The following is a 24,019-nucleotide window of genomic DNA, read 5'->3' as shown; positions in this document are numbered from 1 at the left end:
ATTCACAGTGCGAGGCGCTCGAGCACCTGTCGCTGTAGCAGTCCATTGCTGGCCACCGCGCTGCCGCGATGCGGCCCGGGGGTGCCGTCCAACCCGGTCAGCGTCCCGCCGGCCTCGCGCACCAGGATGTCGAGGGCGGCCAGGTCCCACACCGACACCTCCGGCTCGGCGGCGATGTCGACGGCCCCTTCGGCCACCAGGCAGTAGGACAGGAAGTCGCCGAAGGCGCGCACCCGCCACACCGCATCCGTCAGCGCCAGGAATCGATCCCGCAGGCCCAGCTGCGCCCACCCGGACAGGCTGGAGAACGAAAGACTGGCCGAATCCAGTTGTGCCACAGAGGAAACCGATAGCCGACGGGCGGCGGCCCCGTTGACCGCGACGAACGCTCCCCGGCCGTGCGCGGCCCACCACCGGCGGGCCAGCGCCGGGGCGCTCACCGCGCCGACGACGGGAACGCCGTCGTGCAGCAACGCGATCAGGGTGGCCCACACCGGCACCCCGCGGACGAAGTTCTTGGTGCCGTCGATCGGGTCGATGATCCATTGCCGCCCGGTGAAGACGGTGTCTCCGCCGAACTCTTCGCCGACGATGCTGTCGTGCGGGCGCTGCCGCGCCAGCACCGCGCGCAGCTCGGCCTCGGCGGCGCGATCGGCGTCGGTGACCGGGGTCAGGTCCGGTTTGGTGTCGATGCGCAGGTCCAGCGCGCCGAACCGGGCCGAGGTCACCGCATCCGCCCGGTCGGCCAGCAGCAACGCCAGCGCCAGATCGTCGTTGCTCACCCGCGCCGCTCCCTTGGTTCGCCGGGCGGCGCATCGCCGCGGGTGCGATTCATGTGAGCAGTCCTACCATGGCCGGGTGTGGGAATTCGGACTGCTGGTGTTGTTGGTGGCCGTGTTGGCGGTGTTCCTCGTCCAGCGGTTCGTGCCGCGCGGGCCCCGCGGCGAGCTGCTGAGCGGCACCCTGCTGGTGACCGGCGTCAGCCCGCGGCCCGAGGCCACCGGCGAGCAGTACGTCACCATCGCCGGCGTGATCAACGGCCCCACCGTCAACGAACACGCCGTGTATCAGCGGATGGCCGTCGACGTGAATCAATGGCCGACCATCGGTCAGCTGTTCCCGGTGCTGTATTCGTCGAAGAATCCGGACAATTGGAGGTTCGCCCCGCCGGCGCCGCCCGAGCCGTCCCCGCCGTCCCAGCCGGGCGGCTGAGGTTCAGCCGGCGGCGGGCGGGCGGGCCATTACCGTGATCCGCACGCCGTAGCGGGGCACCACCAGCGCCGCGCGTCTGATCGTGGCGCCCGGTATCCCGGGAAGACCGGGCGCGGTCACACCGGGACGCGCGTCGGCCGCGCTCGGCTCGGACCAGCCGGTGACCGGCGCTGCGGCAACGGGATTGCCCGTCGCGGCGGTCCAGCCGGCGGGCACCGACATCGGGCCGATCCGTGCGGCCCGGGCCAGCACCGCGTCGATTCTGCCCAACCCGGACGGCGAGGCGCTCAGCGCGGGTGTCCGGGGGAGTGCGGCCGGAACCGTCGCGAGATTGGGCAGAATGCCCAAGTTCTTGTCGGCCTGGATGATTCCCGCCGGGATCCCCTCGGTGGTGAAGATCGACCTGAACGTGGTCTGGGCTCCCAGGATGGTGTCCAGGATCCGGAAATCGAGCGGGATTTCCGAGGCCCCGGCTGTCGGGGGGATCACCTGCGTCCCCGAATCCGTGCCGGTGCTGCCGGTCTCGGCCGCGGCGACGGCGGCCTGCTGGGCCGTCACCCCGCCCGGGTCGGTGGTGCGGCGGGGCGAGGGGAACGGCGAAAACTGCGCTGCCGCAGCCGAACTGGCCGAGTAGGCATACATCGCGGCGGCGTCCTGGGCCCAGTATTCGGCGTATTGCGCTTCGGTGGCCGCGATGGCCGCGGTGTTCTGGCCGAAGAAGTTCGTCGCCACCAGCGCCGCCAGCTGGGTGCGGTTGGCCGCGACGGCGGCGGGGGGCACCGTCATGGCATGCGCCAGTTCGTAGGCCGCCGCGGCGGCGCGGGCCTGCGTCGCGGTCTGCTGTGCCCGTTCGGCGGTCGTGTGCAGCCAGCCCACGTAGGGTGCGGCGCCGGCCGCCATCGCCCGGGACGCGGGCCCGTGCCAGTACAGGCCCGTCAGGCCGGCGAGCACCGATTCGTACACCGCGGCCGTGATGCTCAATTCCGCCGCCAACGAGTCCCAGCTCCCCGCGGCGGCCAACAGCGAACCCGACCCGGGGCCGGCATACATCCGGGCAGAGTTCACCTCTGGCGGAAGGAAGCCGAAATCCATTGCCCTACATCTCTATAAGCGTCGGTGAGCGGTCGATGAGCGTTGATGAGCGGCGCACGAACTGGGTGCGACGACGGGGTCTGCTGGTGGCCGGGTCAGCCGGCGGCCGGCGGGCGCGGCATCACGGTGAGCCGCACGCCGTAGCGGGGCGGGACACCCGCGCCGGCGGATCGCGCGGCGCCACCGCCGGGCATGCCGGGGTAGCCGGGATATCCCGACGCCATCGGCTCCTCGGTGCCCGGCAGCGTGGTGAAGCCGGCCGGTGCCAACGGCGAGACATGCGTGCTGGTGGGAGCGGACCAGGTTGCCGGCACCGACATCGGCCCGATCGTGCCGGCGTGCGACAGGGTTGCGGTGACGTTCCCCAGACCCCCGCCCAGGCCGCCGCCGAGGCCGGCGGTGGCGCCGCGCAGCGCGGGCGCGGCGAGCGCCGGGGCGATATTGGCCGCGGCCGCACCGGGTTTGGCCAGCATGCCCAGGTTGTTCTCGGCCCCGATGATCCCGGACACGAACTGTTCCATGTTGTAGGGGGCGCTGAAGCCCAGCCCGGTGCCCTGGATGACGTCGAGGACCCGGAAGGCGTTGCTGTTGGCCGCGCTGGTCGACGATGCGTCCACGTAGTAGTTGTTGATCGTCGTCCCCGGCGGGTTGTCGGCGAGCGGCGAAAACGACTGTGTCACAGCCTTGTTCGCGGCGGCGTTGGCGTTGGCGGCGGTCACCGCGGCGTTCTGGGCGGTCACCCCGGACTCGTTGGTGGAATTGTTCGCCGAGGCGAACCGCGGCAGCTGCGTTGCCGCCGTCGACGACGCCGAGTAGCCGGCCATGGCGGCGGTGTCCTGGGCCCAGAAGTCGGCGTACTGCGCCTCGGTGTCCGCGATGGCCGCGGTGTTCTGGCCCATGATGTTGGTCGCCACCAGCGACGCCAGCAGAGTGCGGTTGGCGGCGATCACCGGCGGCGGCACCGTCATCGCGTAGGCCTGCTCGTAGGCCGCCGCGGCGGTGCGCGCCTGCATGGCGGTCTGTTTGGTCTGCTCGGCGGTCGCGCGCAGCCAGGTCAGGTAGCGGGCCGCCGCGAAGGCCATCGCGTCGGCGGCCGGTCCGTGCCATTGCAGGCCCAGGCCGGAGAGCACCGATTCGTACCCGTCGGCGGTGGCCGTCAGCTCGGCCGACAGCGCGTCCCAGCTGCCCGCGGCCGCCAGCAGCGAGGCCGCGCCGGCGCCGGTGTACATCCTGGCCGAGTTGATTTCTGGTGGTAGAAAAGCCCAATCCATCGTGTTGTGTCCCCTCACAGTGCGGTGTGTCGGCAAACGCCGGTAGCGCCGGCGCTCGCCGCATCGGCGTTGATCTCGAATAGTGGGCCGCGTCCGTGTCCGCTTTGCCGCCCGGCAAAGCTCACCCCGCGTCGGTGATGCGCAGCCCGGCGCGATGGCGCCACGCGGCTTAACGGGCGTGGCGCTTATCGGGTCGGCGGGGCATGCGCACAGGGCATCGCAGCAGGCTTTCGGTCTCGGGCCCTTCAAACGTCGCAGGTGCGGACGACGCGTGCGGCGTTTTCCCCATTTCCCCACGACCACCCGGGGTGAATTCAGCCTTAATTCACCCTACGTTCACTGTCCGTTAACCTACTGCCCGACCCGCCCGGCGCCCCACTGAAACCCAAAGTGTTTGGCACGCTTGTTATTTGGCGTGCGCCTAAGAGGTCGGCGGCAGCGGTCACCCGGGACGGCCGACGTTGTCGACCACGCCCTGTAGCAGCTCCGGGTTGCGCAGAAAGGGGGTGATGATGTCGACCGGCAGCGGGAAGACGACCGTCGAGTTCTGGTCGGCGCCCAACTCCAGCAGCGTCTGCAGGTAGCGCAGCTGCAGCGAGGCCGGGCTCTTCGACAGGGTCTCGGCGGCCTCGCGCAGCTCCTCGGACGCCTGCAGCTCGCCGCGCGCGTTGATGACCTTGGCGCGCCGTTCGCGTTCGGCTTCGGCCTCGCGGGCCATCGCCCGTTGCATCGACTCGGGGATCTCCACGTCCTTGATCTCCACCACGTGCACCTGCACGCCCCACGGTTCGGTCTGCTTGTCGATGATGGTGCGCAGGTCGTTGTTGAGGTCCTCGCGGTGCGCCAGCAGCGTGTCCAGGTCGGCCCGGCCGAGCAGCGAACGCAGCGTGGTCTGGGCGATCTGCGAGGTGGCGACCGCGTAGTTCTCCACCGCCAGAATCGCCTTGCGCGGATCGGTCACCTGGAACATCACCACCGCGTTGACCCGGGCCGGCACGTTGTCGCGGGTGATCACCTCTTGTGGTGGGATGGTCAGTGTCACCAGCCGCTGGTCGACCCGAATCATCTTGTCCAGCAGCGGAATCAGAAACCGCAATCCGGGACCGTAGAGCGGGCGGACATGCCCCATCCGGAACACCACGCCGCGTTCGTATTCGCGCAGCACCACCAGCGACCAGAAACCCAGGACGACGAGCACTACGATCCCGGCGCCGATCAGCGCGATCACCAAGGTGGTCATGTTGCGTTGTCCTCCTTGCTCTTCCAGCCGCCCCAGCGGGTGGAGTACCGGTCGATCGCCGCGGCCACCTGGTCCTCGATCGCGGTGCGGTGCGGCAGGTGTTGCGGCGCGTTGGAGGGGGTGTTCCACAGGTGACGCGCCAGCGGCAGGCCGAGCAGCGCGACCAGCAGCACGGTGGCCGTCAACACCAGCGCGTCCGCCGCCGAGTGGTTGGTGACCAAGGTGGCCAGCGGCAACACGATCCCCAATCCGGCTACGCAGCAAGCGATCCCGCGATGGAACCGGCCGGCATCCGAATGCGGCCAGGGGTCGACCTCGCGGCTGATCTCGCGGCCGTGCTCGGAGCTGGTGCACTCCGCTTTCACCGGGCAGCTGTTACACACCACAGGCAGGGCGCGGTAGCGCATCACCCGGTGCTTCGGGTCGAAGGACGTCGGCCACAGCCAATGATCCTGCGGGCAGATCCACGCGTCGTGGTCGGGCCGGTAGGTGAATCGGCCCGTGCGCCAGCGGGCGGCGTGCGCCGAGGCCCGGCGCGCCATGACGTCGAAGCCCCAGCCGAGGACCAGCAGGGCCAGCGAATACCCGGCGATCAACCAGACCGTGGTGGCCGGTGCACCCACCGGTCAATCCTTCGCCGCAGCGGCGCCGGCCTCGGACATGACCGGGGACTCGGTGTAGAGCGGGTGCTCGGGCAACTCCTGAACCGTGGTGCCGGACCGGAAGTTACGCAGCGCGGTCCAGGCGATCCAGACGAACGGCAGCGCGCCGCCGGCGATCAGGATGACATCACCGGGCAGCCGGAGCCATTCCAGGACCGCGTTGCCGGGCTTGGTGATGTAGCCCAGCGAGCGGGCCTCGAAGTAGCCGTCGTTGACCGAGTGGTAGAGCTGCAGCACGCCCAACGGCAGCAGCGTGGCGAACACCATCCACGCCAGCCCGATGTTCATGCACCAGAACGAGATTCGCGCCAGCTTCTCCGGCCACTTGTCGGCCGGGATCACGTAGCGGAAGGCGAACATGGCCAGGCCGACGGCGAGCATGCCGTACACGCCCATCATGGCCGCGTGCCCGTGGTTGGCGGTCAGGGCGGTGCCGATCTGGTAGTAGGACACCACCGGAAGATTGATCAGGAAGCCGAAGATGCCCGCCCCCAAGAAGTTCCAGAAGCCGACCGCGACCAGGAACATGACCGCCCAGCGGTGGGGGAACGGGTTGGCGTCGCCGGACTGCTGGCGTGCGCCGAGTTGCAGGAACGCCCACGCCTCGACGGTCAGGAAGGTCAGCGGAATGACCTCGGCGGCCGAGAAGAACGCGCCCAGCGCCATGTGTTCCACCGGGGTGCCGGAGAAGTACAGGTGGTGCATGGTGCCGATGACGCCGCCGGCGGAATACAGGATGACGTCGAGGAAGATCACGCCCAGCGCGATCTTCTCGCGCACCACGCCGAGCAGAACGAACATGTAGGCCACCATCACGGTGGTGAACAGCTCGAGGAAGTCCTCCACCCACAGGTGCACCACCCAGAACCGCCAGAAGTCGGCCACGGTGTAGTGGGCGTCGCTGCCGGCCAGCAGGCCCACCGTGTAGAAGGCCGGGATGGCCAGCCCGGAGAAGAAGAACAGCCACGGCATGTTCATCTTCGACTCGCCCTTGAGCCGGCCGCGGATGCCGCGCCAGATGATGGCGATCCACATGAACATGCCGGCGATCAGCAGGATCTGCCACAGCCGCGGCAGGTCGAGGTACTCCCACTGCTGGGAGAACAGCCCGCCGGCCGGGATGACACCGTAGATCGACAGCGCCTCACAGATCAGCGAGCCGAACACCACCACCGCGACCGCCCCCAGCAGGATGTAGGCCAGCAGCGCCTGGCGCTTGGGCTCGCGGCGCGCGATGAAGGGCACCAGGAAGATGCCGCCGGCCAGGAAGGCGGCCGCGGTCCAGAACAGCGACAGCTGCAGATGCCAGGTGCGGGCCAGGTTGTAGGGCAGCACCCGGGCCAGATCCAGGCCGAAGAAGTTGGACAGGTCGGCCCGGTAGTGCTCGGCCGCCGCGCCCAGCAGCGTTTGGGCCAAAAACAGCACCGACACGATCGCAAAGAACCAGACGCAGGCGCGTTGGGCCGGCGTCAGGCCCACGTCGCCGGGCTGGCGGAAGGACAGGGTGGACGTCTCGGCGCTGTGCCAGCCCACCTTCTGGCTCCACCGCCCGTACACGGCGAACATCACCCCGATGCCGCCCAGCAGCGCCACCAGCGACAGCGCCGACCAGACGATCACCGCTGCGGTCGGCCCGTTGTCGACTCGCGGCTCGGCGGGCCAGTTGTTGGTGTAGGTGTACTTGTGGCCGGGCCGTTCGGCAGCCGCGGCCCACGCCGTCCAGGCGAAGAATGCCGTCAGGTCGCGGATTTGCGCCTTCTCGGTGATCATGTGCGGCAGCAGGCCGTATTTCGTCGAGTTCTCACCGAAGTAGGCGCCGTACCGATCCTGGATGTGGTCGAACGCGGCGGCCTGCCGGTCGGTGAACACCAGCGTCTTGGTGTCGGGGTGGTAGCGGTTGGTGCGGAACTCGGTGACCACCCGCTCGCGCGGGTCGGCGACGCCCTGCGCCCGCAGTTGGTCGGCGACATCCTGCGTTGCCGTCCGCAGATATTCGGCGGTGTAGTCGGGCCCCAGGTAGGCGCCGTGGCCCAGCACCGACCCGTATTCCATCAGCCCGCGTGCCTGGTAAAGCTCCTGGCCGCGGGTGATGTCCGCGCCGGTGAACAGCAGCCGCCCGGACTCACTGACCACCTTGTCCGGCATCGGCATCGACGCCGAGTAGGTGCGATAGGCCAGGATGCCCATCACCAGGAAGCCGAAAATCATGACCAGGGCGACACCTTGGATCCAGCCCCTTGAAACCAGCGGCTGCGACGACGTCTGTTGAGCGGAGGTCTCGGGAGCGGTCATGCGCGAGGTCTCTTTCGTCTAGGGGCCGCGGTGGTCTCGCTGTCTCGCATATCGAACCTGGTTACGTCCGCAACCAATATTCGATGGCCGGTGGTGCGATGGCAACAGTGAATTCGGCGCGTGTCGGGGTTCCCTAGGGACTTATGGCACCTGTTTGGGGACCAACGCCTCTGGGGGAGAGCGGTTTACGCGCAATAGCCTGAATGCGAACGGTGTGGCGAAACGCCCCACGAACCGCCCTGTGAAGGAAGTCGCGATGAGCACTGCGTATCCGGCCCCGGCGATCGTGGTCGGCGTCGACGGATCGCGGGCGGCAATGCACGCGGCGGTCTGGGCGATCGACGAGGCGGTCGGCCGCGACATTCCGCTACGCCTGGTCTACGTGATCGATCCGCACGGCGCGCCCGGTGGGCACGGGCCCGACACCCGGCTCGCCGCCGCCCGGGCCGCGCTGGCCGATGCGCATCGCGCCGTCGACGCCTTCGCTCAACCGGTCAAGGTGGAGACCGAAATCCTTTGGGGCAATACCGCTTTCAAGCTGCTCGAGCAGTCCCGGTCCGCGGTCATGCTGTGCGTCGGGCAGATCGGGCTCAACCATGCCTGCCACGGCGGGCCCGCGATCGCGACGTCGTTGGTCCGCTCGGCGCTGTGCCCCGTCGCGGTGGTCCAGCAGGCGCCCAGCCTGCCGGCGGCGGCCCGGGTGAGCGGCGTGGTCGCCGAAGTGGACAACGGCACGGTGCTGCGGCACGCCTTCGAGGAGGCGCGGCTGCGCGGGGTGGGGTTGTGCGCGGTGGGAAACCCTTCTGCCCGAGTGGAATTGGAGCGCAGGCTGGCGCGGTGGATGCGGTTGTATCCCGACGTGCAGGCCGAGTCGGCGGTGCTGACCGGCGGCGTGGAGCAGCACCTGCGCGCCGACCACCGGGCGGGCCGGCTGCTGGTCACCGACGCCTACCGGGCCGAGGCCCTCTGCCACGCCGGTCATTCCGTGCTGGCAGTGCGCTGCGGCAACTTGTGAGCGGGACGGATCGAGGGGGTTGGTGAGCGGACTGACGATGCCGGATCTGCGCGACCGCGCCGACGTGGAGGCGCTGCTGCGCCGGTTCTACGGCCGGGCGCTGGACGACGAGGTGCTGGCCGAGCCTTTCGCCCGATTGCGGGCGACCGGGCTGGACGACCATGTCCCGACGATGTGCGACTTCTGGGAGACGGTGCTGTTCCGGGCGGGACGCTACCGGGGCAGCGCGCTGCAGGCGCACCGTGACATCCACCGGCGCGCGCCACTGTCGGATCGTCACTTCCGACGCTGGCTCACCTTGTGGCACATCACCGTCGACGAAATGTATCGCGGACCGGCGGCCGATCGGGCCAAGATTCAGGCCGCCCGCATCGCGTGGGCCATGCACCGCCGGCTGACCGGTGCCGATTCACCCGAATTGCTTGTCACGCAACGGGTTCGTGACGATCGGGCTCCGGACCGAACCGGAAGCGACGACCGGTGACCTCGGTCGGGGTGATCCGCACATAGTGTGGCTTGAGCGTCGCGGTCCACGGCAACAACTGCGCCCGCTCGGCCCGTTGAATGTCGGTGTCGGTCTTCAGCAGCCGCGCACGACCGCGGACTATGACGCTCCAGCCCTCGACGAGGTTGTGGTCGTCCACCTCGAAGACCACCGCGTGATTGGCCACGGCCGAGAACAGCTTGGTGCCCTCGGCGGTGCGGAACAGCACGGTGCGGTCCTGCACGACGAAGTTGACCGGGAAGATCTCGGCCTCGCCGGCGAAGTTGGTGACCAGCCGGCCCAGCGCGACGCTGCCCAACAGCCGCCAGTTGTCGTCCTCGGAAAGCACCTGCACCGGCTCGTCGCTACCCACGCCCTCAAAGCTACGGAGAATCACCGCGAATCAGTAGAGCCGTTCGTCCTCTCGGCGGCGACGACGGCCGCTCAGCCGTGGCTGACCCGCAGCAACTTGGCCAAACTGGGCAGCTTGACGCGGGGGCGCCCGCGCGCCTCGCCGGCCGCCCGCTCGTGCGCGTCGATGAGCTCCCAATGCGCGGTGGTGACCAGCTTCGGCTGACGTGACGCCAGCCAGTCGGCCAGCCGGTCGGCGTGGTCGTCCGGAAAGTCGGCCAGCCCGTCCGGGCCGGCGTTGGCCAGGTCGGCGAGCAGCGTGTCCACGGTGTCCTGGGAGTCCTTCTTATTGGTGCCGATGACGCCGGTCGGCCCGCGCTTGATCCACCCCACCACGTACTCGTTGCGGCTGCCCTCGACCCGGCCGCCGGTGTTGGGGATGGTCGCCGTCTTCTCGTCGAACGGCAGCCCGGGGGTGGGCACGCCGCGGTAGCCGACCGAGCGCACCACCAGCTGGACCGGCAGTTCCTCGCGCTCGCCGGTGTCGCGGGCCGACACCCGCCCGGTCTCGTCGGTGACCAACTCGTTGCGGCCCAGCACGATGCTTTCCACCCGGCCGTCGCCCTTGATCTCGATCGGCGAGGTCATGAACCGCAGCACGATCCGGCGGTGCCCGGGACGCGGCGAGCGTTTCGCGTAATCGCGCAGCACGCTGATGTTCTGCTTGGCCGTCTTGCCGGCCGCGGCCGCGTCCTCGTCGGTCACACCCTCCAGCTGGGCCGGGTCGACGATCACGTCGACGTTGTCCAGCTCGCCGAGCTCACGCAGCTCGAGCGTGGTGAAGGCGGTCTGCAGCGGCCCGCGCCGGCCGATCACCACCACCTCGTCGACCCCGCACGGCCGCAGCGACTCCAGCGCGTGGTCGGCGATGTCGGTCAGGCCCAGCACGTCGGGGTCGGTGACCAGGATGCGGGCGACGTCGAGTGCGACGTTGCCGTTGCCGACCACCACCGCCCGCGAACCGGACAGGTCGGGGGTGGCCTCCTCGAAGTTGGGGTGCGCGTTGTACCAGCCCACGAAATCGACGGCGGCGATGCTGCCCGGCAGGTCCTCGCCGGGGATGTTCAGCGCCCGGTCGGACTGCGCCCCGACGGCGTAGATGACCGCGTCGTAGCGCTCGGCGAGCTCGCTGGCCTGCACGTGTTCGCCGACCGAGACGTTGCCGAAGAAACGGAAGCGGGGATCGGCGGCCGTCTTCTCGAACTGCTTGCTGATCGACTTGATCTTGGGATGATCGGGCGCCACCCCGGAGCGCACCAGCCCCCACGGGGTGGGCAGCATTTCGAGCATGTCGACGGCGACGTCGGGGTGCTCGGACCCGTCGGCCGCCTTCAGCAGCGAGGCCGCGGCGAAGAAGCCGGACGGTCCGGAGCCGACGATTGCAACGTGGTATGGGCGCATTCTCGACCTTCTATTCGGGCCCGGTTCGCGCGCCGGGGGCTGCCAGGATTGGCGGGCGCGCAACGTGGGCGCACATGATCGTGACTCGACTCTAAACGCATGACCGCTGGTCGTGACCTCAGCACTCGCCGGTGGCGGGGCCGCTTGGCGGTCCCCGGTAACGTTGTCGGCTGTGGAACCCGACCGTCAAGCCGACATCGCCGCCCTCGACTCCACCCTTACCACGGTGGAGCGGGTGCTCGATGTGGACGGTCTGCGCGCCCGCATCGAGAAGCTCGAGCACGAGGCGTCCGATCCGCAGCTGTGGGATGACCAGGCCCGCGCCCAGCGGGTGACCAGCGAGTTGTCCCACGCCCAGGGCGAGCTGCGCCGCATCGAGGAGCTGCGCGCGCGGTTGGACGATCTGCCGGTGCTCTACGAGCTGGCCGCGGAGGAGGGCGAGGGCGCCGCCGAGGCGCTGGCGGAGGCCGACGCCGAACTCAAGGCGCTGCGGGCCGACATCGAGGCCACCGAGGTGCGCACCCTGCTGTCGGGCGAGTACGACGAGCGCGAGGCGCTGGTCACCATCCGGTCCGGCGCGGGCGGGGTGGACGCCGCCGACTGGGCCGAGATGCTGATGCGCATGTACATCCGGTGGGCCGAGCAGCACAAGTATCCCGTCGAGGTGTTCGACACGTCCTACGCCGAAGAGGCCGGCATCAAGAGCGCGACGTTCGCCGTGCACGCCCCGTTCGCCTACGGCACGCTGTCGGTGGAGCAGGGCACGCACCGGCTGGTGCGCATCAGCCCGTTCGACAACCAGAGCCGGCGCCAGACGTCGTTCGCCGAAGTCGAGGTGCTGCCGGTGGTGGAGACCACCGACCACATCGACATCCCGGAAGGCGATGTGCGCGTTGACGTTTACCGCTCCAGCGGGCCGGGCGGCCAATCGGTGAACACCACCGACTCCGCGGTACGTTTAACGCACATCCCAACGGGTATCGTCGTGACTTGCCAGAACGAAAAATCGCAGTTGCAGAACAAGATCTCGGCGATGCGAGTGCTTCAGGCAAAGTTGTTGGAGCGCAAGCGATCCGAAGAACGCGCTGAGCTGGACGCGTTAAAAGGCGAGGGTGGCAGTTCGTGGGGCAACCAGATGCGCTCCTACGTGCTGCACCCCTATCAGATGGTCAAGGATCTGCGAACCGAGTACGAGGTTGGCAATCCTGCGGCTGTCCTGGACGGAGACATCGACGGCTTCCTGGAAGCGGGAATCCGTTGGCGCAACAGAAAAGATGACGAATAACACAAGCGTTCTCGCCGGAGCCATGACGACAGCGGCGCACCGCTGGCATGACTTCTGGCGGGGGGAACTCGGTGAGTGGATCATCACCAGGGGTCTGCGGATCGTCATGGTGCTGATCGCGGCCGTGCTGGCGGCCCGGTTCGTCAACTGGGTGGCCCTGCAGGTGAGCCGCCAGCTCACCACCGGCTTCGTCGAGAGCGACGCGCTGGTGCGCTCGGAAGCCTCCAAGCACCGTCAGGCCGTGGCGTCGGTGATCTCCTGGGTGTCGGTCGTGATCATCGGCATCTGGGTGATGCTGCAGATCGCCAGCATCCTGCAGTTCTCGGTGGGCGGGCTGGTCGCGCCGGCAACCGTGGTCGGTGCCGCGCTGGGTTTCGGCGCCCAGCAGTTGGTGAAGGATCTGCTGTCCGGCTTCTTCATCCTCGCCGAGCGGCAGTACGGCTTCGGGGACCTGGTCACCCTGACCGTCGTCGCCGCCACCGAGGCCAGCGGCACCGTCGAGAACGTGACATTGCGGGTCACCCGGCTGCGATCCCCGGACGGCGAGGTGCTGACCATCCCCAACGGGCAGATCGTCAAGGTGGTCAACCTGTCCAAGGACTGGGCGCGCGCGGTGGTGGACATCCCGGTGTCGACCAGCGCCGACCTGAACCGGGTGAACGAGGTGCTGCACCAGGAATGCGACCGCGCGATGGACAACCCGGTGCTGGGCCAGCTGCTGTTGGACTCGCCGACGGTGATGGGTGTGGAAAGCATCGAGGTCGACACCGTCACCCTGCGGTTGGTGGCGCGCACGTTGCCCGGCAAGCAGTTCGAGGTGGGCCGGCAGCTGCGCGTGCTGGTGATTCGGGCGCTGGCCCGTGCCGGCATCGTCACCGCGGCCGACGCGCGGGTGGGGCTGGTGGAAGACGCCAGCGTGCCGGCCGCCCAGGCCGCCGAACAGCAATCCGACGATGACGTCCAAGGTGCGGTGCAGAAGCGTTGAAGTTCACCCTGAACATCCTGGAAAAGCGCGGCAGCGACGATGACACGGAGGCCGAACACCGCTGGCCGCAGTACGTCTTCGGCGGGCGGATGCGCACGTCGACGTTCGTCCTGATCGTCGCCTTCCTGCTGGTGTGGTGGGTCTACGACACCTACCGCCCGGAACCGGCGCCCAAGCCGCCGGCCCAGCAGGTGGTGCCGCCGGGCTTCGTGCCCGACCCCAACTACACCTGGGTGCCGCGCAGCCGGCTGCAGCAGCCGCCGGCCACCGTCACCTACACGCCGACCCCGACCAGCACGCCGCCACCACCGCCCCCGCCACCGCCGGTGACGACCACCACAACGACGACAACGACGCCGCCGTTCCAGTTGCCGAAGCTGCCGTGCATCCTTCCAGCGCCGTTCTGCCCGCCCAGTACCACGCCGTCCACGCCCGCTCCGGAGCAACCTCAGCCAGGGCCGGGTCCCACGCCGACGTCGCCACCACCGGCCAGTTGACTTTCGCTTGCCAGCGAAATTCACCGCTACACTGGCGTGCCGTGATGATCACCCTGGACCACGTCACCAAGAAATACAAAGCGTCGGCGCGCCCGGCGCTGGAGGACGTCAACGTCAAGATCGACAAGGGTGAATTCGTCTTCCTGATCGGCCCGTCGGGTTCGGGTAAGTCGACGTTCATGCGACTGCTGCTCGGCGAGGAGAACCCGACCACCGGCGACATCCGGGTATCGAAATTCCACGTCAACAAGCTGCGCGGCCGCCACATTCCGAAGCTGCGCCAGGTGATCGGCACCGTGTTCCAGGACTTCCGGCTGCTGCAGCAAAAGACCGTGTACGAGAACGTCGCGTTCGCGCTGGAAGTGATCGGCAAACGCACCGACGCGATCAACCGGGTGGTGCCCGAGGTGCTCGAGACCGTCGGCCTGTCCGGCAAGGCCAATCGGCTGCCCCACGAGCTGTCCGGTGGCGAGCAGCAGCGGGTGGCGATCGCCCGCGCGTTCGTCAACCGGCCGCTGGTGCTGCTGGCCGACGAGCCGACCGGCAACCTCGACCCCGACACCAGTAAGGACATCATGGATTTGTTGGAGCGGATCAACCGCACCGGGACGACGGTGCTGATGGCGACGCACGACCATCACATCGTCGACTCGATGCGCCAGCGCGTCGTCGAGCTGTCGTTGGGCAGGCTGGTTCGCGACGAGCAGCGCGGCATCTACGGGATGGACCGGTAAGTGCGCTTCGGCTTCCTGCTCAACGAGGTCCTGACCGGGCTTCGCCGCAACGTCACCATGACGGCCGCGATGATCCTGACGACGGCGATCTCGATCGGCCTGTTCGGCGGCGGTCTGCTGGTGGTCCGGTTGGCCGACAATTCCCGGGAGATCTACCTCGACCGCGTCGAGACGCAGGTGTTCCTGACCGACGACATCTCCGCCAACGACGCGACCTGTGGATCCGCGCCGTGTAAGGCGTTGCGGGACAAGATCGATGCCCGTCAAGACGTCAAATCGGTGCGGTTCGTCAACCGGCAGGACGCCTACAACGACGCCATCAAGAAGTTCCCGGAGTTCAAGGACGTCGCCGGCAAGGACTCGTTTCCCGCGTCGTTCATCGTCAAACTGAACAACCCCGAGCAGCACGCGGAATTCGACGCCGCGATGCAGGGCCAGCCCGGGGTGCGCAGCCTGCTCAACGAGAAGGATCTGATCGACCGGCTGTTCGCGGTGCTGGACGGGCTGCGTAACGCCGCGTTCGCGGTCGCGCTGGTGCAGGCCGTCGGCGCGATCCTGCTCATTGCCAACATGGTCCAGGTCGCGGCGCACACCCGGCGCACCGAGATCGGGATCATGCGGCTGGTCGGCGCGAGCCGCTGGTACACCCAGCTGCCGTTCCTGGTGGAGGCGATGCTGGCCGCGGCCATCGGTGTGGCCATCGCGGTGGTCGGCCTGATTCTGGTGCGGGCCTGGTTCCTGGACAACGCGCTGAGCCAGTTCTACCAAGCACATTTGATCGCCAAGGTCGACTATGCCGACATCCTCTACATCTCGCCGTGGCTGTTCGTGCTCGGCGTGTCGATCGCCGGCCTGACCGCCTACGCCACCCTGCGCCTATACATCCGGCGGTAGCTGTGGCCAAGGGTTCCGGCCGGGCCAAAGCGGCGGGCGGCAAAGGTGGCAGCAAACAGATCATTGCCACCAATCGCAAAGCGCGGCACAACTATTCGATCATCGAAACGTACGAGGCCGGGGTGGCGTTGCAAGGAACCGAGGTCAAAAGCCTGCGGGAGGGCCAAGCGTCGTTAGCTGACGCGTTCGCAACGATCGACGACGGCGAAGTCTGGTTGCGCAACTTGTACATCCCGGAGTATCAACACGGTAGCTGGACCAATCACGACCCACGCCGGAACCGAAAGTTGTTGTTACATAGGCAACAAATCGACAGACTGGTCGGCAAGATCCGGGATGGTAACCTCGCCTTGATGCCGCTGTCGCTGTACTTCTCCGAGGGCAAAGTGAAGGTCGAGCTCGCTCTCGCGCGCGGCAAGAAGGCGTACGACAAACGCCAGGACCTGGCCCAGCGCGACGCACAGCGCGAAGTCGTTCGTCAACTGGGACGCCGAACAAAGGGGATGATCTGATCGGGGCCGCTTACGCCCAGCTGTCGGCCGTCACGTACGGCGTCAGCGATTTCGTGGGCGGCGTCGCAGCTCGGCGGGTAGCCGCGCTGCGCGTGATGCTGGTCGCCTACCCGATCGAGACGTTGCTGCTGGGCGCGCTGGCCATCTTCGTCGGCGGGCCCATTCATCCCGGTGCCCTGCTGTGGGGCGGCCTGTACGGCATCGGCATGGCGTTCGGCATGTGGGCGTTCTTCGCCGCCCTGGGTTCCGGGCCGATCTCGGTGGTCTCACCGCTGGCGGCGGTGCTCAACGCCGCGGTGCCCGTCGCGGTCGGGATGGCGTTGGGGGAGCGGCCGGGCCAGGCGGCCCTGGTGGGCGTCGTGCTGGCGCTGGCCGCGGTGATGCTGGTCAGCCGCGAGGCCCCCGCCGAGGGGACGCCGTATCGGTTCACCCCAAAAGTGGCCTGGCTCACAGTAGTTGCGGGTTCGGCGATGGGCCTGAACCTGGTGTTCCTGCATCAGGCGCCGCACGCCTGCAAGCTCTGGCCGCTGGTCTTCGCCCGGGTGGCCGCCAGCCTGGTGGTGTTCGCGATGGCCGGAACGAGCCAGAACCTGAAGATGCCGCGCGGCCGACCGTTGCGGTTGGCGGTGGCGGTGGCCGTGCTGGACATCTTCGCCAACATCACCATGCTGGCCGCGCTGCACACCTGGCTGCTGTCCTTGGCCAGCATCCTGATCTCGTTGTATCCCGCCGCGACGGTGGTGTTGGCGATGGTGGTGCTGCGTGAGCGGGTGACCCGCTGGCAGGGCATCGGCATGGTGCTGGCCATGGGGTCGGTGGCGATGATCGCGTCGGCCTGACGGTTGGTGTCGGTCTAACGCGTCGGCCCGACGGCCGGTGTCGGCGGCGAGTCCCGCGGCCTACGATCGGTGACCATGGCCGATCGTCTCGTCACCAAGGTCGACAAGTCCGCCGTGCTGGCCGGCCTTTTCGCCGTCTGGGACGACATCGATGCGCTGTTGGCCGGCTTGTCCGAGACCCAATGGCGCGCGCCGAGTCCGCTGCCGGGCTGGGACGTCAAGGCTGTGGTGTCGCACATGATCGGCACCGAGTCCTTCCTCGCCGGCATCGCCGCACCCGAACCCGACGTCGACGTCTCGGCGCTGGAGCATGTGCGCAACGACATCGGCGCGATGAACGAGTGCTGGGTGCGTCATCTGAGCGCGCACGCCGACGCCGACGTGCTGGAAAGTTTCCGCGCGATCACCGATGATCGGCGCGCGGCCTTGACGAGCATGTCCGACGAGGAGTGGGACGCGGTGACGATGACGCCCACCGGCCCGGACAGCTACGGCCGGTTCATGCGGATCCGGGTGTTCGACTGCTGGATGCACGAGCAGGACATCCGCGTGGCGTTGGGGCGGCCGCCGTCCGACGCGGACCTCGCCGGCCCGGCGGCGTCGCTGGCCGTCGATGAGATCGCCGCCACCATGGGCTACGTCGTGGGCAAGCTGGCCAAGGCCCCGCAGGGCGCCCGCGTGCAGTTCGAGCTCACCGGTCCGCTGGCCCGCGTTATCCGGGTCAGCGTCGACGGCCGCGCCACGGTGGTCGACGATTTCGCCGGCGAGCAGGCGACCGCGACGATCCAGTGCGACGGGCTGCAGTTCACCCGGCTCGCCGGGGGGCGCCCGATGTGCCCCGCACGCGACCAAACCGTCGAACTCGGCGGAGACAAAGGCCTGGCCAGCCATGTCGTCCAGCGCCTCAATTTCGTGATCTGATCGCCGCCCGGCGGGGAACATAATGCCGTTGCCGCTGGTTGATAGCCATGTACCATTGATAGTCCTGCCGAAAGTCGGCGGGGATGCGAGGGGCTGAAAGGTTTCGACTTCGCGCATCGAATCAAGGGAAGCGTGCCGGTGCAGGCAACTGACCACCGTAAGCGTCGTTGCAAATAGATAAGCGCCGATTCACATCAGCGCGACTACGCTCTCGCTGCCTAGGCGACAGCTAGTCCGTCAGCCCGGGAACGCCCTCGACCCGGAGCCTGGCGTCAGCTAGAGGGATCCACCGATGAGTTCGGTCGCGGGACTCATCGGGACACCAACAGCGACTGGGATCGTCATCCTGGCTTGTTCGCGTGACCAGGAGATCCGAGTAGAGGCATAGCGAACTGCGCACGGAGAAGCCTTGAGGGAATGCCGTAGGACCCGGGTTCGATTCCCGGCAGCTCCACCACTTGAACACTGCGCCCGCCGACGCGTGCATCAACGGCACCGTCCATGGTGGTTCCCGGGCCGTCGGTTTCCAGGCCACTGGGGCTGCTGAAACTTACGCGAGATACGGACCGCGCCTTGGACGATAGATCTGCGCAACTTCAAACTGAGATCGACCAGCTATCAGAAAAGCTAGGCGTCCGTCCTATGCTCGTCGGCTTGCGAACCAACGACGGCCTGAATATTTATGTCGCCGATGACGGTTCTTATCACTTCACCTTCTACGAACGCGGACAACTTGGCTTCGACCGCGTGGGCAATCTCGACGACCTGCTGTACTGGTACACCCAGAGCGTGGTCACGGGCCAAGCGGCCAAATCGGTGGGCGATCGCGCGGAACGCTTCAAATACGAGTACCAGGTGCTAAGCGCCTTGAATAGCGAATGGGCAAAAAGAAATATCCGGGAGACGGCGGAGTTATTTCGCAGATACGGTCAGCCAGAAGATATTTCCTTGCTCCCCGACATTAGTGAACCGCTCTGACACTCGCTACCAGCAAGTTGGGTACGTGCGACCGATGGACGAAAATGAGAGAAGAGTTCTTGAATGGGGTCCGTGCCGTTGTGGAACCTCTGTTGATCCAGCTTGGATTCCAGCTAGACGAGTACAGCGACGTGGATATGCATGGACGGAAAGATCGCGCCATTGGATGCTGCGAATGTGATCGGTTTGTACGATCGTTCCGGGAAGTGGCAATATCTTCCCCGTTTTGCCATCAGGCAAGGTGTTTCGCTTGACGAAATCATGAGCGACAGCCGAACGGTCGATTTTCCGACAACGCATCAGTGGCTTGAGTCCGTCCGAGATCGCATCCAAAAATACTTTCCCGTCGCGCACCAAGGCGTCTTAGGAATGGGTGGACCAAATATCTGAGCTCCTCGAATCACGTTGCCGGCCTGGCTGATTCGCCAGGACGGATCCGTCGGCAGGTGCTTCGCGACAGCGCGTCTCATCCGGAAGCGGCTGCGCACCGCACACGGTGTCCTCACGCACCACTTCCAGCCGCGGGTCGGCCGGCGAGTCGATGTCGATATGCTCGGCCTGCCGATCGCCGCGGAGGAGTTCATGCGCAGGAGCGGGTCATGACGGATCCCCTGTGGACCGCCTATGCCGAGAAGGTGGACAAGGTCGACGGCTGGTTCTTCGAGGCCGACGTCGAGCTCTTCAGTCATCTGCTCGCTCGCCAGACGGCCGTGACCGCGCTCGCTGAAATTCCCCACTGATGCTCATCGAAATTCCCCATCCGTGTGGCTCCGCCGAGAAGGGCGGGCCTCCTTCGATGCTGCTGGTGTCTGATGCCAGTTGCTTCGTTGAAGGAGGCCCGCTTTCTCATGCTCACATGGGAGGACGATGTGGAAGTACATGCTCTACGCAAACGTGGTTGGACGATCTCGGCGATCGCCCGCCATACCGGGTTCGACCGCAAGACGGTCCGCAGATACCTCACCGGTGAGGGCAAGCCTGGGGAACGGGCCCGGCCGGGCCCGGATCCGTTTGACCGGTTCGTCGACTACGTCACCGCGCGTCTGCTGGAGGACCCGCATCTGTGGGCCCGCACCCTGTTCGATGAACTCGAAGACCTCGGGTTCGGCCTGTCGTATCAGAGCCTGACCCGCAACATCCGCACCCGGAATCTGCGGCCGGTCTGCCAAGCCTGCCGCACTGCCACCGAACGTCCCAACGCGGTCATCACGCATCCGCCCGGGGATGAAACCCAATGGGACTGGCTGGAATTGCCGAATCCACCCGCGTCCTGGGGATGGGGCAAGACCGCCAATCTGTTGGTCGGTTCCCTGGCGCACTCGGGCAAGTGGCGCGCCGCCTTGTCTGCCTCGACCGACCAACCGCATCTGGTTGCGGCTCTGGACCGCGTCGTGCGCGGCCTGGGCGGGGTGAGCCGAGTGTGGCGGTTCGACCGGATGGCCACCGTCTGCGATCCCGGCAGTGGGCGGGTGACGGCGTCGTTTTCCGGAGTGGCCAAACACTACGGCGTGGCGGTGGCTATCTGCCCCGCCCGGCGCGGCAACCGCAAGGGCGTGGTGGAAAAGATCAACCACACCGCCGCCCAACGCTGGTGGCGCACCTTGGCCGACGAGGCCACCGTTGAACAAGCCCAGGCCAGCGTGGACCGCTTCGCCCGGGTGCGTGGTGACACCCGTATCCGGGCTACCGCCGATGGTCGCTCGTCGGTGGCCACCGTCGCCAAAACCGAACCACTGCAACCGGTGCCGACCGTGCCGTATCCGGTGATCGTCACCGAACAACGGACCGCATCGCGGCAAGCGTTGGTGTCCTACCGCGGCAACCGCTACTCGGTGCCCCCGGAGCTGGCCGCCGCCGCGGTGGTGGTCAGCCATCCGATCGGCGGTGAGTTCTGCGATATCGCCACCACAGGCGGGATCGTGATCGCGCGGCACCGCATGGCCACCGACGGGCTCGGGGTGATGGTCCGCGACAGCGGGCATGTCATCGCCCTGGACGCCGCCGCGCTGGCCACCGCGGCCACCGGGCGACCGCACCGCCGCAAGGAACGCATCCCACCCGGGCCGGTAGCCAAAGCCGCGGCCGCACAACTCATTCAACTCCAAGACGGTGGTTCCGTTGCTGCCGAACCCTGCACGCCGCCAACCGATTCCACTGTCATCGACCTCTCCGCTTATGAGCGGGCCGCCCAGAAAAGGACCCTGCAATGACCCCCACAGCACGCAGCCCCAAAACCACCCAGGCTGTCGTTGAGTCACCGTCGGCGGCGGCCAGCCGTTATCAGCAGCTGCGCTCGCATCTGGCCGAACTCAAACTGCACGCCGCCGCCGAAGCCCTCCCAGCAGTCCTCGACCAGGCCAGCGCCGACGGCCTCTCGCTCACGGTGGCCTTGGAACGACTGCTCGCTGTTGAGGTCGACGCCACCGCGGCCCGCAAACTGGCGGGGCGATTGCGGTTCGCCTGCCTACCGACCCCGGCCACCCTGGCCGACTTCGATATCGATGCCGCCGCCGGGATCGACCGGGCGTTGATCGATGAGCTGGGCACCTGCCGCTACCTGCAATCGGCGACCAACATTTTGTTGATCGGCCCGCCGGGCACCGGCAAAACACACCTGTCGGTCGGGTTGGCGCGGGCGGCCGCCCATGCCGGCTACCGCACCTACTTCACCACCGCCGCGGATCTGGCCGCTCGCTGCCACCGCGCCGCCATCGAAGGACGTTGGGCCACCACCATGCGGTTCTTTAACGGACCCACACTCTTGGTGATCGATGAACTGGGCTACTTACCGCTGCCGGCCGAAGCGGCCTCGGCGTTGTTTCAGGTTGTCTCCCAACGATATTTGAAGACCTCCATCGTGATCACCACCAACCGCGGCGTCGGCGCCTGGGGTGAAATCCTCGGCGACACTACCGTCGCGGCAGCCATGCTCGACCGCCTCCTGCACCGCTCGGTGGTCATCAACCTCGACGGCGAGTCCTACCGACTACGCGACCACCACGCCGCCGCCGAAACCCTGCGCCGCGCCACCACGGCAACCCGCCAACCGATACACTGACCCCCGCTCACAGGTGAGGAATTTCAGCGAGCACACCTGGGGACTTTCGACGAGCGCGATCAGCCGAGGGGATCAGCGGCGACATGCTGGAAATCGGCACCTACCAAGGCAAGTCGGCCATCCTGATGGGCTACGGTCTCCGCGACGACGAAGAACTGGTGATCTGCGATTTGTTCGAAGCGGTGGTGGACCACACCCACGGGTCGCCGAGCTCACGCGACCAATACTCGGGCTTGGACCAACAGCAGTTCCTGGCCAACTGGGACCGCTTCCACACTCGCCGGCCGGTCATCGAGGTCTGCGAATCATCGCAGCTCGACCTGGGAGAGCGCGCCGTGCGCCTGGCCCACATCGACGGCTGCCACGCCTACCCGTGCGTCGCCCATGACATCGAGCTGGCGGTGAGACACACGGCTAGCCGGGGCGTGGTCGTGCTGGACGATTACCGGGGCGTCGAAACCCCCGGCGTCGCCGCGGCCGTCTGGCAGGCTGTCGGCAACGGTGTCTTGTTCCCGTTCGCGGCGACGTACATGAAGCTCTACGCCTGCGCGTCGCCCGCCGACCAGCATTACTGGTTGGAACAGGTCCGTGGTCGCGGTGACATCTGCGCCTTCCCCGACTTCGAGTTCCCCTCCTATCGGAGCGTCTCCGAGGCGCAGCTTCGCCCCCTCGATCGCTGAGCGGTCAGCCGCAAGAACCTTGGCGCGCTGCGTCTTCCAAGACATCGGCCGCTGCCGACGCGCTTTCGGCGGGTGTTCTCATCCGCGCGGCCACCGCACGGGTACGGGCGACGTAACCGGGATCGAGGACCGACCGCAGATCCGCCACCAGCGAATCCGGGGTCGTCTCCGAGAAATGCCGTCCGATGCCGACTTCCAGCTGGTTGATCACCGCGGCCCACAGCGGTTGGTCGACCGAGACGGCGAGCACCAGGCTGGGCACTCCCGCCCGGATCCCCGCGAACGTGGTGCCGGGACCGCCGTGGTGGACGACCGCGCGGCACGCGGGAAACACGGTCGAGTGGTTCACCGCGCTCACCGCCTTGACGTGGTCGCCGGTCGGGATCTGGGTGAGATCGCTGACGCCGCTGCAAATCAGCGCCCGCTGGCCCAGCTCGGCGCACGCCGCGCTGATCATTGCGATCACATCACCCGGCGATGCGACCCGCGCGCTGCTGCCGAAGCCGAAGTAGATCGGCGGCGTCCCCGCAGCGATCCAGGACAGCACCTCGTCGTCGGCCTCGGTCGGCAACGCCAGCGTCAGCGCACCGACGAAAGGGCGTCGGACCTCGCATTGGGCCCATTCGGCCGCCAGCCCGGGAAAGAGGAATTCGTCGTAGGCCTGCAGCTCCATCGGCCGTCGCGCCGCCGGTGCGGTCGGCGCCGACAGGCCCAGCGCCCGGCGCTGGGCGGATTCGGCTTCCTGGGTCAACTGCGCGGCCCCACCGCTGGGGTAATAGTGCAGTGTGGCCGCCGGAATGTCGTAGTACTCAGCGACATTGGCGGCCAGGCCGTGCTCGCTCGTGTCAGTCAACAGCAAGTCGGCCCCGTCGGCCAGCGACGTCAGCGCGGTGCCCAACGAGGGCCAGAGCCGCTTGAGATCCTCCGAAATCACCCACGCCAGAAACATCGGGTTCGGCGCAGTGCCGTATTTGCGGACGATGTCCTCGTTCTGCTTGACCTGGTCCGGGCCGTGGGGAACCGCGGAAAGCCCCGCCGACTCGACGAAGCGAATGTAGTTGGGCGGCACCGCCATCCGTACCTCGTGACCCCGACGCTGCAGCTCCCGGCCGATCGTGGCGAACGGCTCGACATCCCCGCGGGTTCCCATGGTCGCGAGCGCAAATCTCATTGCCGGGGCGTCACGCGTTCTCGTCGATCCAGGTGGTGGTGAAGCGCAGCATCTCGGGAATGCCCTTGGCCAGATCGGCGCCGATGGTCTTCTCGAGTTTGCGGCCCACCAAAGGGATTTTGACCTCGACGCGCACGGCGGAACGCAATCGCGAGCCCCCGTCTTCGGCCGGCTCCAGCCAGCTTTCCGCGCGACCCGACCCCAATCCGCCCGACGCCGAGACGTCGACCTGGCCGCGCACCTGGCCGTCACCGTCCCGTCGCCACGTCTCGGTCTGCACGATCTTGACGTCACCGCGAACGAATTTGGCCACCGCGCCCGGCAACAACTGACGACCGAGGTGCTGGGTGACGCGGACCGTCACCGTGCCGTCGCCGTCGACCAC

General features: G+C 67.6%; 25 protein-coding genes, 1 other RNA gene and 2 pseudogenes. 18 read left to right on the top strand and 10 right to left on the bottom strand.

All coding sequences use genetic code 11. From position 1 onward, the window contains the following. Nucleotides 1–2: 2 nt before the first annotated feature. Nucleotides 3–782, bottom strand: coding sequence for a histidinol-phosphatase (hisN, locus tag NF20_RS15245; RefSeq protein WP_019732098.1), 780 nt, complete (start codon nt 780–782; stop codon nt 3–5). A 76-nt stretch (nt 783–858) separates the two neighbouring features. On the opposite strand from hisN, the gene NF20_RS15240 reads away from it, so the two are divergent. Further along, nucleotides 859–1,212 carry a hypothetical protein gene (locus NF20_RS15240; protein ID WP_011725816.1) on the top strand — a complete coding sequence of 118 codons (354 nt, stop codon included), beginning with the start codon at nt 859–861 and terminating at the stop codon, nt 1,210–1,212. A gap of 3 nt (nt 1,213–1,215) precedes the next feature. Here the strand turns inward: NF20_RS15240 and NF20_RS15235 are convergent, their stop codons facing one another. From NF20_RS15235 to NF20_RS15215, 5 genes are all read right to left on the bottom strand, one after another. Further along, nucleotides 1,216–2,304 (bottom strand): PPE family protein, encoded by a 1,089-nt coding sequence (locus tag NF20_RS15235; protein WP_019732099.1) that lies wholly within the window; start codon nt 2,302–2,304, stop codon nt 1,216–1,218. 95 nt (nt 2,305–2,399) lie between these two features. After that, complete coding sequence (locus NF20_RS15230; RefSeq protein WP_010949867.1) at nt 2,400–3,575, bottom strand: PPE family protein; 1,176 nt, start codon at nt 3,573–3,575, stop codon at nt 2,400–2,402. Nucleotides 3,576–4,017: 442 nt separating this feature from the next. Then, nucleotides 4,018–4,815, bottom strand: coding sequence for a slipin family protein (locus NF20_RS15225; protein WP_023861017.1), 798 nt, complete (start codon nt 4,813–4,815; stop codon nt 4,018–4,020). Continuing rightward, entirely contained in the window at nt 4,812–5,438 is a 627-nt protein-coding gene (locus NF20_RS15220) for a hypothetical protein (RefSeq protein WP_009978453.1), read from the bottom strand. The genes NF20_RS15225 and NF20_RS15220 overlap by 4 nt, the downstream gene beginning before the upstream one ends. A 3-nt stretch (nt 5,439–5,441) precedes the next feature. Then, nucleotides 5,442–7,769 (bottom strand): nitric-oxide reductase large subunit, encoded by a 2,328-nt coding sequence (locus NF20_RS15215; protein WP_033710541.1) that lies wholly within the window; start codon nt 7,767–7,769, stop codon nt 5,442–5,444. Nucleotides 7,770–8,025: 256 nt separating this feature from the next. On the opposite strand from NF20_RS15215, the gene NF20_RS15210 reads away from it, so the two are divergent. Then, nucleotides 8,026–8,784, top strand: a complete 759-nt coding sequence (locus NF20_RS15210) for a universal stress protein (RefSeq protein WP_010949864.1) — start codon at nt 8,026–8,028, stop codon at nt 8,782–8,784. Nucleotides 8,785–8,803: 19 nt separating this feature from the next. Then, the gene (locus tag NF20_RS15205; RefSeq protein ID WP_011725811.1) at nt 8,804–9,268 is read left to right on the top strand and encodes a group III truncated hemoglobin; all 465 of its coding nucleotides are present in this window, start codon (nt 8,804–8,806) and stop codon (nt 9,266–9,268) included. Here NF20_RS15205 and NF20_RS15200 read toward each other — a convergent pair. Continuing rightward, nucleotides 9,210–9,641 carry a pyridoxamine 5'-phosphate oxidase family protein gene (locus NF20_RS15200; RefSeq protein ID WP_033710543.1) on the bottom strand — a complete coding sequence of 144 codons (432 nt, stop codon included), beginning with the start codon at nt 9,639–9,641 and terminating at the stop codon, nt 9,210–9,212. The genes NF20_RS15205 and NF20_RS15200 overlap by 59 nt on opposite strands. Before the next feature lie 71 nt (nt 9,642–9,712). Beyond that, nucleotides 9,713–11,080: an FAD-dependent oxidoreductase gene (locus NF20_RS15195; protein ID WP_003878828.1), complete on the bottom strand. Its 1,368-nt coding sequence runs from the start codon at nt 11,078–11,080 to the stop codon at nt 9,713–9,715. A 172-nt stretch (nt 11,081–11,252) separates the two neighbouring features. Between NF20_RS15195 and prfB the strand changes: the two genes are divergently transcribed. The 15 genes and pseudogenes from prfB to NF20_RS15130 form a co-directional block, all read left to right on the top strand. Next, nucleotides 11,253–12,365 carry a peptide chain release factor 2 gene (gene prfB, locus NF20_RS15190; protein WP_011725809.1) on the top strand — a complete coding sequence of 371 codons (1,113 nt, stop codon included), beginning with the start codon at nt 11,253–11,255 and terminating at the stop codon, nt 12,363–12,365. Beyond that, the gene (locus NF20_RS15185; RefSeq protein WP_023861019.1) at nt 12,355–13,350 is read left to right on the top strand and encodes a mechanosensitive ion channel family protein; all 996 of its coding nucleotides are present in this window, start codon (nt 12,355–12,357) and stop codon (nt 13,348–13,350) included. Before prfB ends, NF20_RS15185 begins: the two co-directional genes overlap by 11 nt. Next, nucleotides 13,347–13,847: a hypothetical protein gene (locus NF20_RS15180; RefSeq protein WP_003874850.1), complete on the top strand. Its 501-nt coding sequence runs from the start codon at nt 13,347–13,349 to the stop codon at nt 13,845–13,847. Before NF20_RS15185 ends, NF20_RS15180 begins: the two co-directional genes overlap by 4 nt. A gap of 44 nt (nt 13,848–13,891) precedes the next feature. Continuing rightward, nucleotides 13,892–14,581, top strand: a complete 690-nt coding sequence (ftsE, locus tag NF20_RS15175) for a cell division ATP-binding protein FtsE (protein WP_003874851.1) — start codon at nt 13,892–13,894, stop codon at nt 14,579–14,581. Continuing rightward, complete coding sequence (gene ftsX, locus NF20_RS15170; protein WP_003874852.1) at nt 14,582–15,475, top strand: permease-like cell division protein FtsX; 894 nt, start codon at nt 14,582–14,584, stop codon at nt 15,473–15,475. A gap of 2 nt (nt 15,476–15,477) precedes the next feature. Then, on the top strand, nt 15,478–15,987 hold the full coding sequence (smpB, locus tag NF20_RS15165) for an SsrA-binding protein SmpB (RefSeq protein WP_003874853.1): 510 nt from the start codon (nt 15,478–15,480) through the stop codon (nt 15,985–15,987). Beyond that, a complete protein-coding gene (locus tag NF20_RS15160) occupies nt 15,984–16,826 on the top strand; it encodes a DMT family transporter (protein ID WP_073578835.1) in 843 nt (280 codons plus the stop codon). The genes smpB and NF20_RS15160 overlap by 4 nt, the downstream gene beginning before the upstream one ends. Before the next feature lie 75 nt (nt 16,827–16,901). After that, entirely contained in the window at nt 16,902–17,747 is an 846-nt protein-coding gene (locus tag NF20_RS15155; protein ID WP_033710545.1) for a maleylpyruvate isomerase family mycothiol-dependent enzyme, read from the top strand. 89 nt (nt 17,748–17,836) lie between these two features. Next, nucleotides 17,837–18,204: a transfer-messenger RNA gene (gene ssrA, locus NF20_RS26465) on the top strand. 185 nt (nt 18,205–18,389) lie between these two features. Next, nucleotides 18,390–18,725 carry an Imm63 family immunity protein gene (locus NF20_RS15150; protein WP_033710546.1) on the top strand — a complete coding sequence of 112 codons (336 nt, stop codon included), beginning with the start codon at nt 18,390–18,392 and terminating at the stop codon, nt 18,723–18,725. Between the two features lie 141 nt (nt 18,726–18,866). Continuing rightward, entirely contained in the window at nt 18,867–19,115 is a 249-nt protein-coding gene (locus NF20_RS27275) for a hypothetical protein (RefSeq protein WP_132160117.1), read from the top strand. 209 nt (nt 19,116–19,324) lie between these two features. Further along, nucleotides 19,325–19,435, top strand: a pseudogene (locus NF20_RS27270) (class I SAM-dependent methyltransferase); the annotation flags it as partial. A gap of 138 nt (nt 19,436–19,573) precedes the next feature. After that, nucleotides 19,574–20,935, top strand: coding sequence for a Mu transposase domain-containing protein (locus tag NF20_RS15140; protein ID WP_033717302.1), 1,362 nt, complete (start codon nt 19,574–19,576; stop codon nt 20,933–20,935). Then, nucleotides 20,932–21,783, top strand: a complete 852-nt coding sequence (gene istB / locus NF20_RS15135) for an IS21-like element helper ATPase IstB (RefSeq protein ID WP_033717233.1) — start codon at nt 20,932–20,934, stop codon at nt 21,781–21,783. The genes NF20_RS15140 and istB overlap by 4 nt, the downstream gene beginning before the upstream one ends. Before the next feature lie 56 nt (nt 21,784–21,839). Further along, nucleotides 21,840–22,463 (top strand): annotated as a pseudogene (locus tag NF20_RS15130) (class I SAM-dependent methyltransferase); the annotation flags it as partial. A 4-nt stretch (nt 22,464–22,467) separates the two neighbouring features. On the opposite strand, the gene NF20_RS15125 reads toward NF20_RS15130, so the two are convergent. Further along, nucleotides 22,468–23,634: a glycosyltransferase gene (locus NF20_RS15125; RefSeq protein WP_033710382.1), complete on the bottom strand. Its 1,167-nt coding sequence runs from the start codon at nt 23,632–23,634 to the stop codon at nt 22,468–22,470. 10 nt (nt 23,635–23,644) lie between these two features. Then, nucleotides 23,645–24,019, bottom strand: a 375-nt coding sequence (locus NF20_RS15120; protein ID WP_033717344.1) for a DUF2505 domain-containing protein, incomplete at its 5' end; no start/stop codon positions are given.

Source organism: Mycobacterium sp. MAC_080597_8934, from assembly GCF_000523975.1.
GTDB classification, from domain to species: domain Bacteria; phylum Actinomycetota; class Actinomycetes; order Mycobacteriales; family Mycobacteriaceae; genus Mycobacterium; species Mycobacterium avium.
This window is presented reverse-complemented; position numbering and strand designations above follow the sequence as displayed.